Source organism: Candidatus Protochlamydia phocaeensis (assembly GCF_001545115.1).
Lineage (GTDB): Bacteria > Chlamydiota > Chlamydiia > Chlamydiales > Parachlamydiaceae > Protochlamydia_A > Protochlamydia_A phocaeensis.
Genome location: NZ_FCNU01000028.1, coordinates 132,757 through 147,854, shown reverse-complemented (window position 1 = coordinate 147,854; position 15,098 = coordinate 132,757). Strand labels below are relative to the sequence as shown.

The 15,098-nt window shown below is 44.9% G+C and carries 9 protein-coding genes; 5 read left to right on the top strand and 4 right to left on the bottom strand.

From position 1 onward, the window contains the following. Positions 1–132 precede the first annotated feature (132 nt). Positions 133–405 carry a hypothetical protein gene (locus BN3769_RS10200; RefSeq protein WP_068470206.1) on the top strand — a complete coding sequence of 91 codons (273 nt, stop codon included), beginning with the start codon at positions 133–135 and terminating at the stop codon, positions 403–405. A gap of 64 nt (positions 406–469) precedes the next feature. Here the strand turns inward: BN3769_RS10200 and BN3769_RS10195 are convergent, their stop codons facing one another. From BN3769_RS10195 to BN3769_RS10180, 4 genes are all read right to left on the bottom strand, one after another. After that, the gene (locus BN3769_RS10195; protein WP_068470204.1) at positions 470–796 is read right to left on the bottom strand and encodes a hypothetical protein; all 327 of its coding nucleotides are present in this window, start codon (positions 794–796) and stop codon (positions 470–472) included. A gap of 212 nt (positions 797–1,008) precedes the next feature. Then, on the bottom strand, positions 1,009–1,260 hold the full coding sequence (locus tag BN3769_RS10190) for a hypothetical protein (RefSeq protein WP_068470202.1): 252 nt from the start codon (positions 1,258–1,260) through the stop codon (positions 1,009–1,011). A gap of 22 nt (positions 1,261–1,282) precedes the next feature. Next, entirely contained in the window at positions 1,283–2,722 is a 1,440-nt protein-coding gene (gene cysS, locus BN3769_RS10185; protein WP_068470489.1) for a cysteine--tRNA ligase, read from the bottom strand. Between the two features lie 33 nt (positions 2,723–2,755). Further along, entirely contained in the window at positions 2,756–5,500 is a 2,745-nt protein-coding gene (locus tag BN3769_RS10180) for an AMP-binding protein (protein ID WP_068470200.1), read from the bottom strand. 490 nt (positions 5,501–5,990) lie between these two features. Here BN3769_RS10180 and ade point away from each other — a divergent pair, with 490 nt between their 5' ends. The 4 genes from ade (at position 5,991) to BN3769_RS10160 (ending at position 15,044) form a co-directional block, all read left to right on the top strand. Beyond that, the gene (gene ade / locus BN3769_RS10175) at positions 5,991–7,625 is read left to right on the top strand and encodes an adenine deaminase (protein WP_068470198.1); all 1,635 of its coding nucleotides are present in this window, start codon (positions 5,991–5,993) and stop codon (positions 7,623–7,625) included. Positions 7,626–8,143: 518 nt separating this feature from the next. Beyond that, a complete protein-coding gene (locus BN3769_RS10170; RefSeq protein WP_068470195.1) occupies positions 8,144–10,918 on the top strand; it encodes a hypothetical protein in 2,775 nt (924 codons plus the stop codon). 138 nt (positions 10,919–11,056) lie between these two features. Then, a complete protein-coding gene (gene treZ / locus BN3769_RS10165) occupies positions 11,057–12,967 on the top strand; it encodes a malto-oligosyltrehalose trehalohydrolase (protein WP_068470193.1) in 1,911 nt (636 codons plus the stop codon). Next, positions 12,960–15,044 (top strand): amylo-alpha-1,6-glucosidase, encoded by a 2,085-nt coding sequence (locus BN3769_RS10160; RefSeq protein ID WP_079989521.1) that lies wholly within the window; start codon positions 12,960–12,962, stop codon positions 15,042–15,044. The genes treZ and BN3769_RS10160 overlap by 8 nt, the downstream gene beginning before the upstream one ends. Positions 15,045–15,098 lie beyond the last annotated feature (54 nt).

Below are 15,098 nucleotides of genomic sequence, written 5' to 3'. Positions count from 1 at the left end.
CCTTACGCACCAAGAGCAATATTTGGACTGAAGCCAGAGCCTCGCGATTCAAGGCTATTTCTGATAAAGGGTATAAATGCTTGTTGTCTGCAAAAGGCTGAGTATAGATAATCAGGGAAAAAGGAGATCGCTATGGATTTCTGGCAGCATCATGGAATTTTTTTTCTGATCTTTATCACTCTTTTCCCCCGCTTGACTATGCTATTCGCAGTATCTATCCCATTCGGGCTGCTTGCTTGGCTCGGCTGGATTTTTGCTCCCCATTTGACGGTTGCCATTTTGGCCACCCAATATTATTGGGAAACCAATCCCATCCTCTGCATCATTGCCTGGTTTGTGGCTTTTGCCGGAACAGGAGGCGAGGCGAAGATGGTTAGCGTGGGCGCACGGCGCAGGAACTGGTAGGGAATAAGATGGTTTTCCTTCAGACGAATGATCGCTTATTCTTCTGAAGGAAGACGCGTTGATTCTACAATTTTGCGCTCATAGTGGATTGAAATAGATTGGCGCATGCTCTGACATCCTGCATTCCATAACGGTCAGGATTACTTAGATGGAGCTGATAAAATAGTCCATGCGCTTTAAGCGATTGGATGCCTGCCTCTTTGCGATCTCCCTGATTAATTGAGTCCTGAGCAAATTTTAACCGAGAAGACGCTTCAAAATATTGGAATTCAGGATTGCTACCAGAAAATTTATTATACAAAGCCTCAGATGCCTTGTATCTTCGAGTAATTTCCTCTGGACTCGGTATAAATCTGCATTCAGGTGGGATAGTTAATGGATTAAAGCTCATCGTTTCTCCTTTAAAATTGATTGAATAAAAGCTGGGAGTTTTTCTTATTAACCTGCGTTTTGAGTTTATTTACCTTTTGGACTGCATTAAAGTCTCGAGGTAAGAAAAGGCAAAAAACTCAAAACTCAGGTGATTATCTCATTTTAGTCAATGTATAGCAGCCCTGCAGTTATCAGCTTGGCAAGAAAGATCAAGCTTTGGCAAAAGGCTACCTACCTCTCCGTCACACTCTTCACTAGCTTAATGCCATTTTCCGTAATGGAAATATCGACATTGCCATGTTTTTTAATAAAATTTGCTTTAGCCAATAAATTGCAAATAGTGTCGACTGCATTCTTCTGCAATCCGACTGCTGTTCCAATCACATAGCGATCCAAGGGATCCTCTATATCAGGCAGCTTGGAGGCCTCCTCGTAGAGGCGAATGATAAAACTCTCGTCTTTTGTTCTTGCACGATCAACCATACGTTTTTCTTCCACCTAAGTGTTAAGCTTTCTTTAACCGCGCGCCATGCGGGGTGTCTTCGATTAAATAGCCGCGCTGATGAATGAAATCGCGCAGCTCGTCAGCCAATTTCCAGTTCTTCTCTGCCCGCGCTTGCAAGCGTCTTGAGAAAGCCTCTTGCAGGTCGGCAGGAATCTCTTCTTCCCTTTTTTCAAAAGACAGGACGCCAAGCACATCGTTAAATCTCTTCATCAAGGCTAATGCCTGATCTGCCTCTACCCGGCTGACCTGCCCGGCATCGCAAAGGCCATTAACTTCGCGGACAAAATCAAAGATAGCTGCCAAAGCAGCCGAAATGTTAAGATCATCTGCCAATGATTCCGCAAATACTCTTAAGGCCTCCCGAATGAGCGCCTCCATACGGCCTCCCGGAGTATTTCCTTCTATTTCATACAGCCTTTGAATAAAATCATTCAGCCTCTGCAGGCTGCTTTTGACAGATTCCAATCCTTGAAAAGTAAAGTTCAGCTGAGTTTTATAGTGCGTCTGGAGAAGCAAATAGCGCACTTGTATTCCCGTAAAACCTTTATTGAGTAAGTCTCTTAACGTATAAAAGTTGCCTAGGCTTTTCGACATCTTCTTATTGTCGACAACCAGGTGTTCGGAATGCATCCAAAGCTTGGCAAAGATTTCCCCGGAGCAAGCTTCTGACTGTGCAATTTCATTTTCATGATGGGGAAACATATTGTCAATCCCCCCCACATGGATGTCGATGGTCTCGCCGAGCAGCTTCATGGCCATTGCCGAGCACTCCAAATGCCAGCCGGGCCTCCCCAGCCCAAAAGGACTGTCCCAGAAGATCTGTCCGTCTCTTTCAGGATCATAGCTTTTCCACAATACAAAGTCGGCCACGTGATCCTTTTCATATTCATCCGCAGCCACCCGTTCGGAAGCGCCGGCTTGTAAGTCCTCTAAATGGAGATGGGATAGGCAGCCATAGCGGGGAAATTTATTGATCGCATAGTAAATGCTTCCATCGCCTCCACGGTAGGCAATCCCTTTATTAAGCAGAATTTGAACCATGCGGATCATGTCGGGAATAAAATCCGTTGCAGCGGGATAGTATTCGGCAGGCTCGATATTGAGCGTTTTTAAATCCTCGAAAAAAGCTTCTTTATAAGGCTGAGTATACTCGTCCAACGTGATGCCTTTAGCAATCGCTCCCTTGATTGTTTTATCATCCACATCCGTCAAATTCATGACCTGCGTCATGGCAAATCCGAAGAATTTAATTGTGCGCCGCAAAAGGTCTTCGAAGACATAGGTGCGGAAGTTGCCGATATGGGCAAAATTATAGACAGTGGGCCCGCACGTATACATGCGCACATGCTTATCTTGAAGCGGGACAAGCGGCTCTTTCTGGCGGGAAGCGGTGTTAAAAAGCTTCAGCCGAATCTGGTTTAAATCAATTTGAGAATTCATAAGGTCATCGGTTTGTAAGTGGGTAGTTTTCATTCACGTCGCCTTTGATAGTTCATTGCTATTATTTAATGCCGATAGCTGGGTTTCTAAAGCGCGATAATTGATCTTGCCCGTCCCCATAATGGGAATTTCGGATAGCTGCTGTACGCGATAGACCTTGACAAGATTGCTAAAGCCCGCTTCTTTCAAAGATCGGTTTACTTCTTCAATAGAAGTCGTAAAACGGGTAAAGACAAAAATCTTTGTCTTTTCTCCGGCCTCTTCTTTAGCACAAACGGCCAGAACAGGCCCTTCTTCTTGGTGCAAACCTGCCTTCTGCCCAATCGTCGTTTGCAGCGCATCTTCAATAGCAGCCAGGCTGACCATTTCCCCTCCAACTTTGATAAAGCGCTTAAGCCTTCCGGATAAGATCAAGTTGCCTTGCGGATTTAGATAACCCAAATCGCCTGTGGAATACCATTGCTGGCCATTGATAAAAATAAAGGGGGTTGAAATTCCCTTATTCAGATAGCCGGAGAAAATATTCGGTCCCTTGGCCAAAATCAATCCTTGCTGCCCTTGGGGAATGGGTTGATGAGTATCTATGTTGACTATGCAAAGCTCGACATTTGGCATGGGCTGGCCAACTCCTAAAGCCGGATTGCCTTCCATATTTGCCGTCAAAACAGGCGAACACTCCGTAATGCCGTAGCCTTCTATTAGAAGGCAGTGTTCCAGTTGTTTGACCATGCCAAATAGTTCGGCAGGCGCTTTTTCAGCTCCGCTCACGCATAAACGCAGGCTCTTTAATTGCTCCGGTTGGGCATTCTTAAAAACGCCCTTTAAAAAGGTCGGAGCACCGCAAATAATGGTGGCCCCCCAACGCTCAATTGCTCGGGCCAGGCCTTTGCCATCGGTCGGATCGGCGTAATAAGCGACCCGCACACCGCACAGCAAGCACAGCAATCCGCTGATTGTGAATCCATAGGAGTGAAAAGGAGGCAGGATGCCCAGCAAAATATCGTCTTTATAAATATGGACAGCTTGTGCAACAGCGCGTTGATTGCTCAAGATATTCTCATGCGTTAAAGGAACGCCTTTTGGCATATTTTCCGTCCCGCTTGTGAACAATAAAACAGCTTTTGCATGCTTGTTCATATCTTGCACGTCAAAAAGCGATAGGATAGCTTTGGTGCTGCGCTTAGAGCGAAAGTAAGCGGTCAATTTATGTTTTAAAGAAAAATTGCGGCGCGCGTCTTCCAATGTGACAATGAGGTCTTCGATTCCATTCAAGTCCACGTTCTCTAATCGGTCTAAGAAAGCCCAAGAGGACAAGACAACTTGGACTTTAGATAAGGCACGGACCGTTTCAAGATGACGAGGGCCTACGGTCCAGTTAATCAACAAAGGAATTTTCCCAGCTAATTGGCAGGCCAGAATGGTAAAGTAGGCTGCTACGCTGGAAGGAAGCAAAATGCCAATATACTCTCCGGGCAAAGTGCGAATATAGTCGGCCAGGAGCAAGACACGGACTTTTGCCTGGTTATAGGTAATCACTCCTGCCCTGCCATCTCCACAAGCCACAGCCTTTCCCATGCGCTGGCAATTATTTAAAAACACTTCATGCAGGGTTTCCCCTTCCGGCAAAGTGGCATTTTCATGCGGAACAGATTGAAACCAATCGGTCAAATTTTCATGTTCTTCTTCCAGCTGCTCTCCAAAAGCAACCTGCTTGGCAGCCAATGCCATTACCTTTCCAACAGTCGTCAGTTCCCCTACTGGGACGCCAGCAACGTCAAAATTATCGTCTAAGAAAGCGATCAGCTCCGCATTATCCAATGAATCCAATCCGAGGTCCGCGCTTAAGCTCATGTCCGGTTTAATCTGGTCAGCCGGCATTTGCGTCATCTCGAACAGCTTGTGCTTAACTTTATCTTGAACCTCCAGCGGAATCTTATTTAAATCGATCTCGACGCTATATTCATCCAAAGATTTAATCTTGGGAAGCTCTTCTTTCCACATGCTATAAGAAACAAGATACAGGCTTTCTCCAGGCTCTTCTCCTGTTTGCGGGGTCAACCCATCCGGCCGGTTATACCATTTTTCCAAATAGCGGTTCATTTCTAAGCGTGAAGCCTGATAAGGAAAAGTGGAATCAGCAGGAACAAATTCAATCGTTACTTCGCGGCGAGGAGTAAAAAAAATGAGATTCTTTAAGGCAATCTTAATGCCTTGAAAAATCGTGGCAAACATCGGCGGGGTCTTTCCCGTTAGGGCGCGAGAGAAACTGCTTCCCCATAAGCCAGTTGTCCGCACTAGTACAACATTTGCTTCTGGAACAGCTTGAATGATGCGATGCACCCCGGATGCCCCAATGATTTCTTTAGCCTGGTGCTTGACCTTGCCTGCAGGATAAATCAGAAAATTTTCTTTTCTTTTTAAATCTTCAATGACAGTTTCGATCACTTGGTCTGCCCGTTTCTTTTTTAAGCTGTTGCTGGACGTCACAAAATTGGGGACCGGAAGCGCATTCATTAATTTCATGCACCAATGAATCATTGGCGTGTAATACATGTATTCAACAATCATGGGCCTAATGGGGTATTTTCTCCAAATGGCCAAAGTGACTAATGTGGGATCAACAAAGACAGTTGGGTGATTGGGCAGAAAAAGCACTCCACCAGGTTTATTAAGAGTATGTGGATTAAGATTCTCTAATCCTTTGATGGTCACTCGATAGCGAAACCATAAAGTCATGCGCATGAAGTAAAGCAACAAAAAAGCTAGCAATTTCTTCACAATCTTCTCCTTCTAAAATGACTGCTCCTATTTTCAAGAATCAGGGCAAAATTTACAACTTTAAAAAATAATTCTCCCAGCCAGCCAATTCATAGGCGGCCTTATTTTTATCATTATTGCTTCTAGCTTGGCCCGGTTATTCTTAGCTAACCCATTATGAATTAGAGAATGTATTAAAACCACTACGATTGCTTCTTGAAAAGAAGGGATTTAACATCATCCGCAACCGCCTTAGCTGCGCCACTCGCGTGGCTTGGTTAGTCTAGCAGGCGTTTGTCTTCTCTCCACCATCCGAACTAGAGTTTTAATAGATTTTCTTAAGCGCCTCCTATCCCAAGTTGAATTCAAAAAATGATTTAGGATGAAGCAAAAACAATCCTGTCAAACGGATTTATTTTTGCTTATAAATAAAAACATTTACCTGTTTGACTTAAACTATTCATTCAAACATATAGTAATATCTTAAATTATTAAGCAGACGGGAGAATTCATGGATACGTTTACCCTATCAGGACAGATTGTAGATATCATTGAAAAACGCATCTATCCGGGAACCATTACAGTATCAGAGGGCAAAATAACTTCCATCAATCCAGACGATCGGATTCAAAGCAGGGATTATCTTTTGCCGGGATTCATTGATGCGCACATCCATATTGAAAGTTCTATGCTGATCCCTTCAGAGTTTGCCCGCCTTGCCACCGTGCATGGGACGGTCGCCACTGTATCGGATCCGCATGAGATTGCCAATATTTTAGGGATTGAGGGAATCCGTTATATGATTGAAACCGGACGCCAAGTTCCCTTTCATTTTTATTTTGGCGCTTCTCCCTGCTTTCCCGCCACTGAATTTGAAACGTCTGGAGCGACAATAGAGGCAAAGGGCATTCAGCAGCTTTTTAGCGATTATCATTTGCATTACTTGAGCGAAATGATGAATTATCCCGGCGTGTTACATCGCGATCCGCTCGTCATGGAAAAAATTGCGATTGCCAAGCGCTACCATAAGCCTATTGATGGGCATGCTCCCGGATTGAAGGGGGAAGAAGCAGAACGCTATATCCAAGCAGGCATTACAACGGACCATGAATGTTTCACTTTGGAAGAAGCCCTAGATAAAATTCGCTACGGAATGAAAATTATTATCCGCGAAGGCTCTGCAGCTAAAAATTACGAAGCTTTGCATCCCCTTCTCCGCAGCCATCCTTCTCAAGTTATGTTCTGCAGCGATGATAAACATCCTCATGAACTTATAGAAGGCCATATTAACCAGCTTGTCAGGCGATCTATAGTGGAAAAAGGCTACGATACAATGGATGTCCTGCGCGCTGCCTGCTACCATCCGGTTCAGCATTATCAGCTAGAATCCGGACTTCTGCGCCCCGGCGATTCCGCCGATTTTATTGTCGTTGATAACCTGCGCGAATTCAATGTTAAATCAACTTATATCAAAGGCCGCTTAGTTGCCCAAGAAGGCAAAACCCTTATTCCTCGCATACCCGCCTCTATAGTCAATCATTTCAACTGCCTGGCTAAAAAGCCGTCAGATTTTGCAATAAAAGGCCGGCCAGGCAAGCTGCGCACCATCCAAGTATTAGACGGACAACTCATCACAAATCAAGTTCTCATGGATGCCAAAGTCGAACAAGATCACCTTGTTGCCGATGTCAAGCGCGATCTGCTCAAAATAGCTGTCGTCAACCGCTATCAAGAAGCTAAACCCGCTATAGGATTTATCAATCAATTCGGATTGAAAGAAGGAGCCATTGCCTCTTGCATTGCCCATGATTCGCATAACATTATTTGCGTAGGAACAAATGACGAAGACATGTGTGCAGCAGTCAATGCCTTAATAGAGCATAAAGGCGGAATTTCGGTAGCTTCCCGCGGACAGGCCTATTCTCTTCCGCTTCCCATTGGAGGCATTATGAGCGCAGACGATGGCTACAAGATAGCGGATGAGTATGTTATTTTGGACCGCAAAGCTAAAGAGTTAGGGACCACGCTTGGAGCGCCATTTATGACTTTGTCTTTTATGGCACTCCTTGTCATCCCTTCATTAAAGCTCAGCGACAAAGGCTTATTTGATGGCAGTCGGTTCGCTTTTACGGATCTGAACGTTTAAATTTTCAGATACTCTTAAACTGCTTCATTTGTCAGGATAACTTAGAGCGCGTCAGAGCAATCAAATACTCACGCGCTCCTCATTAATACGCCAAGATGCAGGCTGAAATTTATACTTCTAAATACTTGCTATTAAACTTGAAATTTGCCATTTAAAAACCTTTTCCGGCTTATCCATTCTTTCTAAGGATGTAAGGCAGCCTTTGGATTTGCCTGGAGCCTTACCTTAATTCTAGCTTGTCTTCTTTGAAGCAATTGAATTCTCGCTAAGAGGATAGACAAAGGATCTAGGATTGCCTAAAGGCTAAAGGAAAATTTGGAGACTGCCTCTTAGAGGAGATATTAAATCCATAATAATCGATATTTGAAATTATCTTCTGCTAATGGAAGAGAATTCGAATTAGGCCATTAGCAGTTTTAATACCCTCTTAAGGTGTTTCTATCTCGTAAATGCCACCTTCAATTGGCATATGACCCAGTTCTAATCCTGATTTTGGATAAATTTTACCAGGAGGTTTTATGTACCCACATTCTGCTTTTTCTTTCGGATCGGTTCCCATACACGCGTTTAATACAGCGCAAGCTGCCACCCTGGCAAATAATCCTATTAATCCAAGAGGACTTGCTCATTCGCCCTTAGGGCCTGCTCTTCGGCCTTCATTTTCTTCTTCGCAAAATCCTTCTGGCCCGTTCATTGCAAAGGCTCAAGTATTAACTGATTCGAAGTGGAATGCTTTAATGGCAGAATTTGTCCGCCATGTTGAAGAAGGCAATACAATCGGTTATTATCAATTGATTAGTTTTAATCCTCTCTGCCATAGCCAAATCGATAAGCCTTTTAAATTAAGCCAAGAAGCTGAATCACCCGAATTTACCATGCTGAGCTTTGCTCTTAAGCGTCAGAAATTCGACTTGGTCAAGATTCTTACTAACTTAGGGGCGAATCCAGGCCAGATAAGAAATGGGCAGCCTCTTTATTTAACGGCTTTTTATCAAGGAGACTTTGCCTCTTATTTTGAGGCCTGCAAAGACCATTTTCCGCTTTTTACATGCATAAATGACCTATCCAAAATAGCATATGAAGAACCTGTTCATACCTTAAATGCATTTTGGGAATTGGCAAGACTTCAAAGCAGCTCTATATGGAACAAAGAAGCTCAAAAACAATTATGTTCTCACGATAGCTTCCATTATTACCATCTTATCGAGTCCATCAGCTGGGCTTTTCAAGCCTTTTCACCTCAGCAATCCTCTCAGGTGCTAAATTATTCTCCTGGCTTTAATGAGCGCTTGATTATTACCCCTCAAATCCGGCAGATTCTATTGCACCTGGCAGATCCGAGTAACAATCCCCTTCCCCCTTTACAGGAAAGTGGAAGCCAAAAGCTTAATCAAACCTACCATTATCCGTACTCTATTGCCCATACACCTTTGACCAAAGCCTTAATGCTTGGCAAATTTTCTCTTATTCCCTTTTTATTCTCCTTGGGAGCCAATCTCTACACTCCCTATTCTTTAGATAAAATTCATTTTGCCCCTTCGCCTTACAAGCTTGCCTTTCAAAAAGGATTTCTGCGGCAGCTATATCAAGCTTATGGAATTTATCGCTTTCCCGCTTCTTTATGTGCCCAAGAACTTTTGCAGTCTTGCTTTCCTCTTTCTCCTTTCCACCAGGTCCTGGCTAAACCCGTCCATGAGGCAATTGAGCAAATGAGAAAAGATGGCCTTTTTGCGGAAGATCAAATTCCTCATCCCAACTATCCGGACTTTGTTCGTTTTTATTTTTCATCGGCTCCCGCTCCTGAGCTTTTGAAGCAAATGCAAGCATTGCCGCCGCTTGCTTATACGGAAAGAGATCTTTTCTTTCATCTTAATGAAATTTTTAAGAAAGACCATCTGGCTTTACTAAAAAAAGCCTATGGTTATTTTGCGCAACAATTGGATCAGCAATGGACACAAGCTCATTTGAAGTCTCCAAAAATTTCTCATATCCTTCTAGATAATCAAGGCGCTTTGGCAATCGACCTCGCTCAATTAGGCGAGCCCTTGCACCTATGGGACAGCCTTCCATTACCCATGGACTATCAGAAAACGCTCGCCCACCACTTCGCCCTTTTTCTAAAGCTTAGAGTCTCTAAGGCTTTTGAGTGCCATCCCATAGTCAAAGAAGCCATTATTCCTCAATCTAAAAGGAAAAGCCTCGAGCTATCGATTCCCGATCCCTCTTATCAACAAGCCCTCCCTCTGCTTCAATATTTCAGCCCGCTCTTTTTTCAATTAAAAATGAAAGAGTGGCTTTTCCATATTCAGGGCTTAGAAAAGTCTATCCAACACGTTTATTTATCCTCTTCTATTCATCCTTGCTTTATCATCGATGCCTCTTCTTCTTTAAAAATTTATTGCTTGAATATTCACATCCATCCCTTGTCGGGGTTAACCAAAGTTTCTCTTAATCAAGATGAATCCATTCAACGTTTTTTGCATACCCTCGATCCTCTCTTAGACGATTCTAATAATCAAGCAAACGGCAATAAGGAAAGGGCCATGCAGGCGCTCGCCCAATTTATCTCAAAATCCCCCGCTTGCTTTGCCCTCCATGCTCAGCAAACATATCATTTTCCCGAAGCTAAGGCAGACGCATCCATTCCTTTCCATTGCGTTTTTTGGCAGCAGATTTCCTCGCAAACAATCGGCCAGCTCAACCTGCCGTTCGATTCTTTGTCCACCCCATTGAAACCGCCCTCTCTGTCGGCACCTATTCCACAAACGCTTGCTCCCCCGGCTGAAATGTCATCTGCCGAAAAAAAGCCAACCCGTCCTCTCCCTAGTTTTGGCGTTCTTCCATTTCCCTACTCGGATCCTAAAAAAGACTGCTATCAAGCAGCTGTAGAAGCGGGTCTTTATCTATCTTATCACGCTACATACTTAGACAAACTTGTCCAGCAAGTCCGCTCTATCTTGGACAATCACCCGGAATATCGGAATTTTGTCCGTACTCGCCAATGGCTTTTCGTAAAGTCAGATGCATTAACAGCCGAGCAAAAAATTTTAACGGCTGCTTTTAAAGACTTTGAAAATCGATTACTCAATTTTACTTCCCCTAAAGAAAGCGAGCCAAATATAGAAATTTATGAGTATGATCACCCTCAAACCCCTAACCATTTCATCCGGACGGAGAAGCAAGAAAATACAGGCGAAGCCACCATTTATCTTTTGCGCAAATTCACCCATCAAAGACGCCCCTATTTCGATCTGCTATTCCGCTATGTCTACGATAGCCAACGCAGGGAGTAAATAGGAGAAATTGACTGTCGCCGAATTTTTTAATGGCCTAGATTAGCAATTCGGCGACACGCTCTTATAAGTTATTTTTGACATTTCAATCTTGGTAATGTTATGAAGAGAAAAATTCATTGATAGGATGGCCCAGTCATGGAAACTTTACAATTATCCAGGCGTTTGCCAATCGGTGCTGAAATCGTAGAGGGAGGCGTTCATTTTCGCGTTTGGGCTCCCATCGCGCAGACAATGGAAGTCGTGATGGAAGGATCTGCTTTTCAAGAAGCGGAGCAATCTCCTCAATTTTTTGCCTTAGAAAGGGAAGAAAAGGGCTATTTTTCCGGTTTGATATCCCACGCGCAGGAGGGATCGCTCTATCGCTTCAGAATCGATGGCAAAGAGCCGTTCTATCCGGATCCCGCTTCGCGCTATCAGCCCAAAGGCCCTCATGGGCCTTCGCAAGTCATAGACCATAAAAAATTTAAGTGGACTGATCAACACTGGAAAGGGGTTCAATTAGAAGGCAGGGTCATCTATGAAATGCATATAGGGACCTTTACCCATCAAGGGACATGGACGAGCGCCAAGCGCGAGCTGCTTGAATTGGCGGACTTAGGCATTACCGTGATTGAAATGATGCCTGTCAATGAATTTCCCGGCCGATTCGGTTGGGGGTATGATGGAGTCAACATTTTTGCGCCTACTCATCTCTATGGGGAAACGGATGAGCTGCGCAGCTTTATCGATCATGCCCATGCATTAGGAATAGCCGTCATTTTGGACGTTGTTTACAACCATTTTGGACCTGACGGTAATTATCTAAGCAAGTTCTCCCCTCATTATTTTACGCATAAGCATGTGACGGAATGGGGAGACGCCATCAACTTTGATGGGCCCGATTCAGAAGAGGTGCGAGCCTTTTATATTGCCAATGCAGGCTATTGGATTGAAGAATATCACTTTGACGGACTGCGATTGGATGCGACGCAAAGTATTTTCGACGATTCCACGCCCCATATCCTGAGTGAAATTTCCAAGCAAGTACGTCAATCGGCCCCTAACCGGCATACCTATATCATTGCCGAAAATGAAAGTCAGCTGACCAAGCACGTTCATCCCATTGAAGAAGGCGGATATGGATTAGATGGACTATGGAATGATGACTTCCATCATACGGCCCTTGTGAGATTGACAGGCCGCAATGAAGCTTACTATACGGATTACTTGGGTACTCCTCAGGAATTTATTTCGGCCATTAAATATGGCTATCTCTACCAGGGGCAATGGTACCGCTGGCATGAAAAAAAGAGAGGAACACCTAGTCTGCACCTTAATCCATCTGCGTTTATAAACTTCATTCAAAATCATGATCAGGTCGCCAATTCAGCCCATGGCTTCCGCATCCAGCAGATCACCGATCCCGGCAACTTCCGCGCCATGACCGCCCTCATGCTGCTAGCCCCTGGCACTCCGCTTTTGTTTCAGGGACAAGAATTTGGCGCCTCTACTCCTTTTTATTACTTTGCCGATCACAATGAAGAGCTTGCAGAACTAATCTTCCAAGGACGTCGCGAATATTTTAAACAATTTGCCAGCATTGCCACCCCTGAAATCCAAGCTAGCCTACCTGTACCGGCTGACGAAGAGACTTTCCTCAAATGCAAACTTAATTTTACAGAGCGTGAAAGCCATTCTCAAACGTATGCCTTGCATCGCGATCTGCTGCGCATCCGCCGCCATGACCCTGTCTTCAATACGCCGCGTTTGGGCGGAGTAGATGGGGCTGTGTTAAGCCCGGATGCTTTTGTTCTGCGGTATTTTGGGGATTATGAAGATGTGCGCTTAGTCATTGTCAATTTTGGCGTTGACTTTATTTTAAGCCCTTCCCCAGAGCCCCTACTAGCCTCTCCGGAAGGAACGGACTGGGAACTCCTATGGTCTAGCGAGAATTCGCGCTATGGAGGAGGAGGAACGCCTCCGGTTTCTACAGACAATCATTGGCGCATTCTAGGACATGCAACACTTGTCTTGATTCCCAAAAAAGCCGAGCCAGCGCATGCCTAGCCAAAAGCTAATTCGACAGGTTCCCTTGATTAAGCTCAAGCCCGAAGAATCGGCAGTAGATCCCTATGCGGAATCGGAAAAGTTTCTGCGTGCGGAATGGATCGTAACTAACGGACTGGGAGGATACGCCTCAAGCTCGGTCTCCGGGATCACGACCCGCAAATATCATGGCGTACTCGTCGCTGCTTTGCCGCCTCCTTTTGGAAGAACGATCATGCTCAATCATTTATCGGAGCAAGTCATTTTTCCGGATGGTAAACGCTTCTGGATTGGCTGTGAGGAAAAATCAGACGGCGAAATTCATTTAGAAGGCATGAAATACCTCAAAGAATTCCGATTAGAAGGCGGCATGCCCGTCTGGCTATTTGAGATCAACGGCATTCTCATTGAAAAAAGACTTTTGCTGATCCATCTGCAAAATACCGTGCTCATTTCTTATAAAATGCTATCCCAAGACGGACAAGCGCGCCTGCTCCTACAACCCTCCTTCCATTTCCGTCCGCATGAAGCGCCGGTCAATACGATTATGGATAAGCCCTATATTATTACGGCTATCCAAAATCAATATGAGATTTCGAATGCCCATTTACCCCCTCTTAAATTGAAAGTCGAAGGCCATCGGGCCAAATTCACTTTGGAAAGCCGCATGATGAGCCACATTTTCTTCCGCCTGGAGTCAAAAAGAGGCTATGAATCGGTAGGAGACTTGTGGAGCCCTGGCTATTTCAAAGTTGACCTTAAAGCCGATCAGCAAGCAACTTTAATCGCTTCAACAGAAGCATGGGAAATTATCCATGCCATGAGCAGCGAAGAGGCTTTTAGAGCCGAAAAAGAGCGGCGCAACCAGTTGCTTTTTACAGCTCCGATGGAAGCCCGAACAGAAGTAGGCGGAGAGCTTGTTTTAGCAGCCGATCAATTCATCATTGTGCCAGCCAGCCGCGTAGAAGACGCCGCGCGCGCTCATGCTGCCGGCGATGAAACACGCACGATTATTGCCGGCTATCATTGGTTTACAGACTGGGGCCGCGATACAATGATTTCTCTAGAAGGATTGACCCTTAGCACAGGAAGGCATCATGAGGCGCGGTGGATTCTAAGAACATTCGCCCATTACGTTAAAGATGGATTGATTCCCAACCTGTTTCCAGAAGGGCAAAATGAAGGGCTCTATCATACAGCAGACGCAACAATGTGGTTTTTCCATGCGATCGATCGCTATGTCACGCTAACCGGCGACCGCGAAACGCTCAAATTTCTGCTTCCCACCTTGATGAACATTGTCTATCACCACTTGAAAGGAACACGCTTCGGTATTGGAGTTGATCCGCACGACGGCCTGCTCAAACAAGGGGCAGAAGGTTTTCAATTAACCTGGATGGACGCAAAAGTTGGCGATTGGGTTGTCACGCCAAGAAGAGGAAAGACGGTAGAAATTAACGCGCTTTGGTACAACGCCCTGCGTTTACTAGAAAATTGGCTAAGAGAAGAAAAAGGTGAAGAGTCTGCCTTATCCCTTAAGGCGCATGCCGATAAAGCTTACCACTCTTTTAATACGCGTTTTTGGTATGCAGAGGGAGGCTATCTTTATGATGTCGTGGATGGAGAAAAAAATACAGATGCCGCTTGCCGTCCCAATCAATTATTAGCCATTTCGCTTAAACATCCCATTTTAGATCCTTCCCGCTGGAAATCTGTCATTGACGTTGTCAAGGAACGCTTGCTAACTCCCTACGGCCTGCGCTCGCTCGCGCCTGATAATCCCGACTATAAATCTCGCTATGATGGCGACTTGCGCTCGCGAGACGCGGCCTATCACCAAGGAACTGTCTGGGCCTGGTTGATCGGTCCTTTTATTGATGCTTGGATTAAAATTTATCCGGAAGATCGGGAAGGTGCCCGCCGTTTTTTAGATGGATTCGAACGCCATCTCAGCGATGCAGGCGTCGGATCCATTAGCGAAATTTTTGATGCAGTCGAACCCTATACTCCCCGCGGCTGCATAGCTCAAGCTTGGAGTGTGGCAGAGGTGCTCCGCTGCTGGCTCAAGACATCCCCTAATCCTACTCCCCAATCTTAACAATTCGACAATTTCTCATAATCTAGCAATAACAAGTTTTAATTAAAACAATTA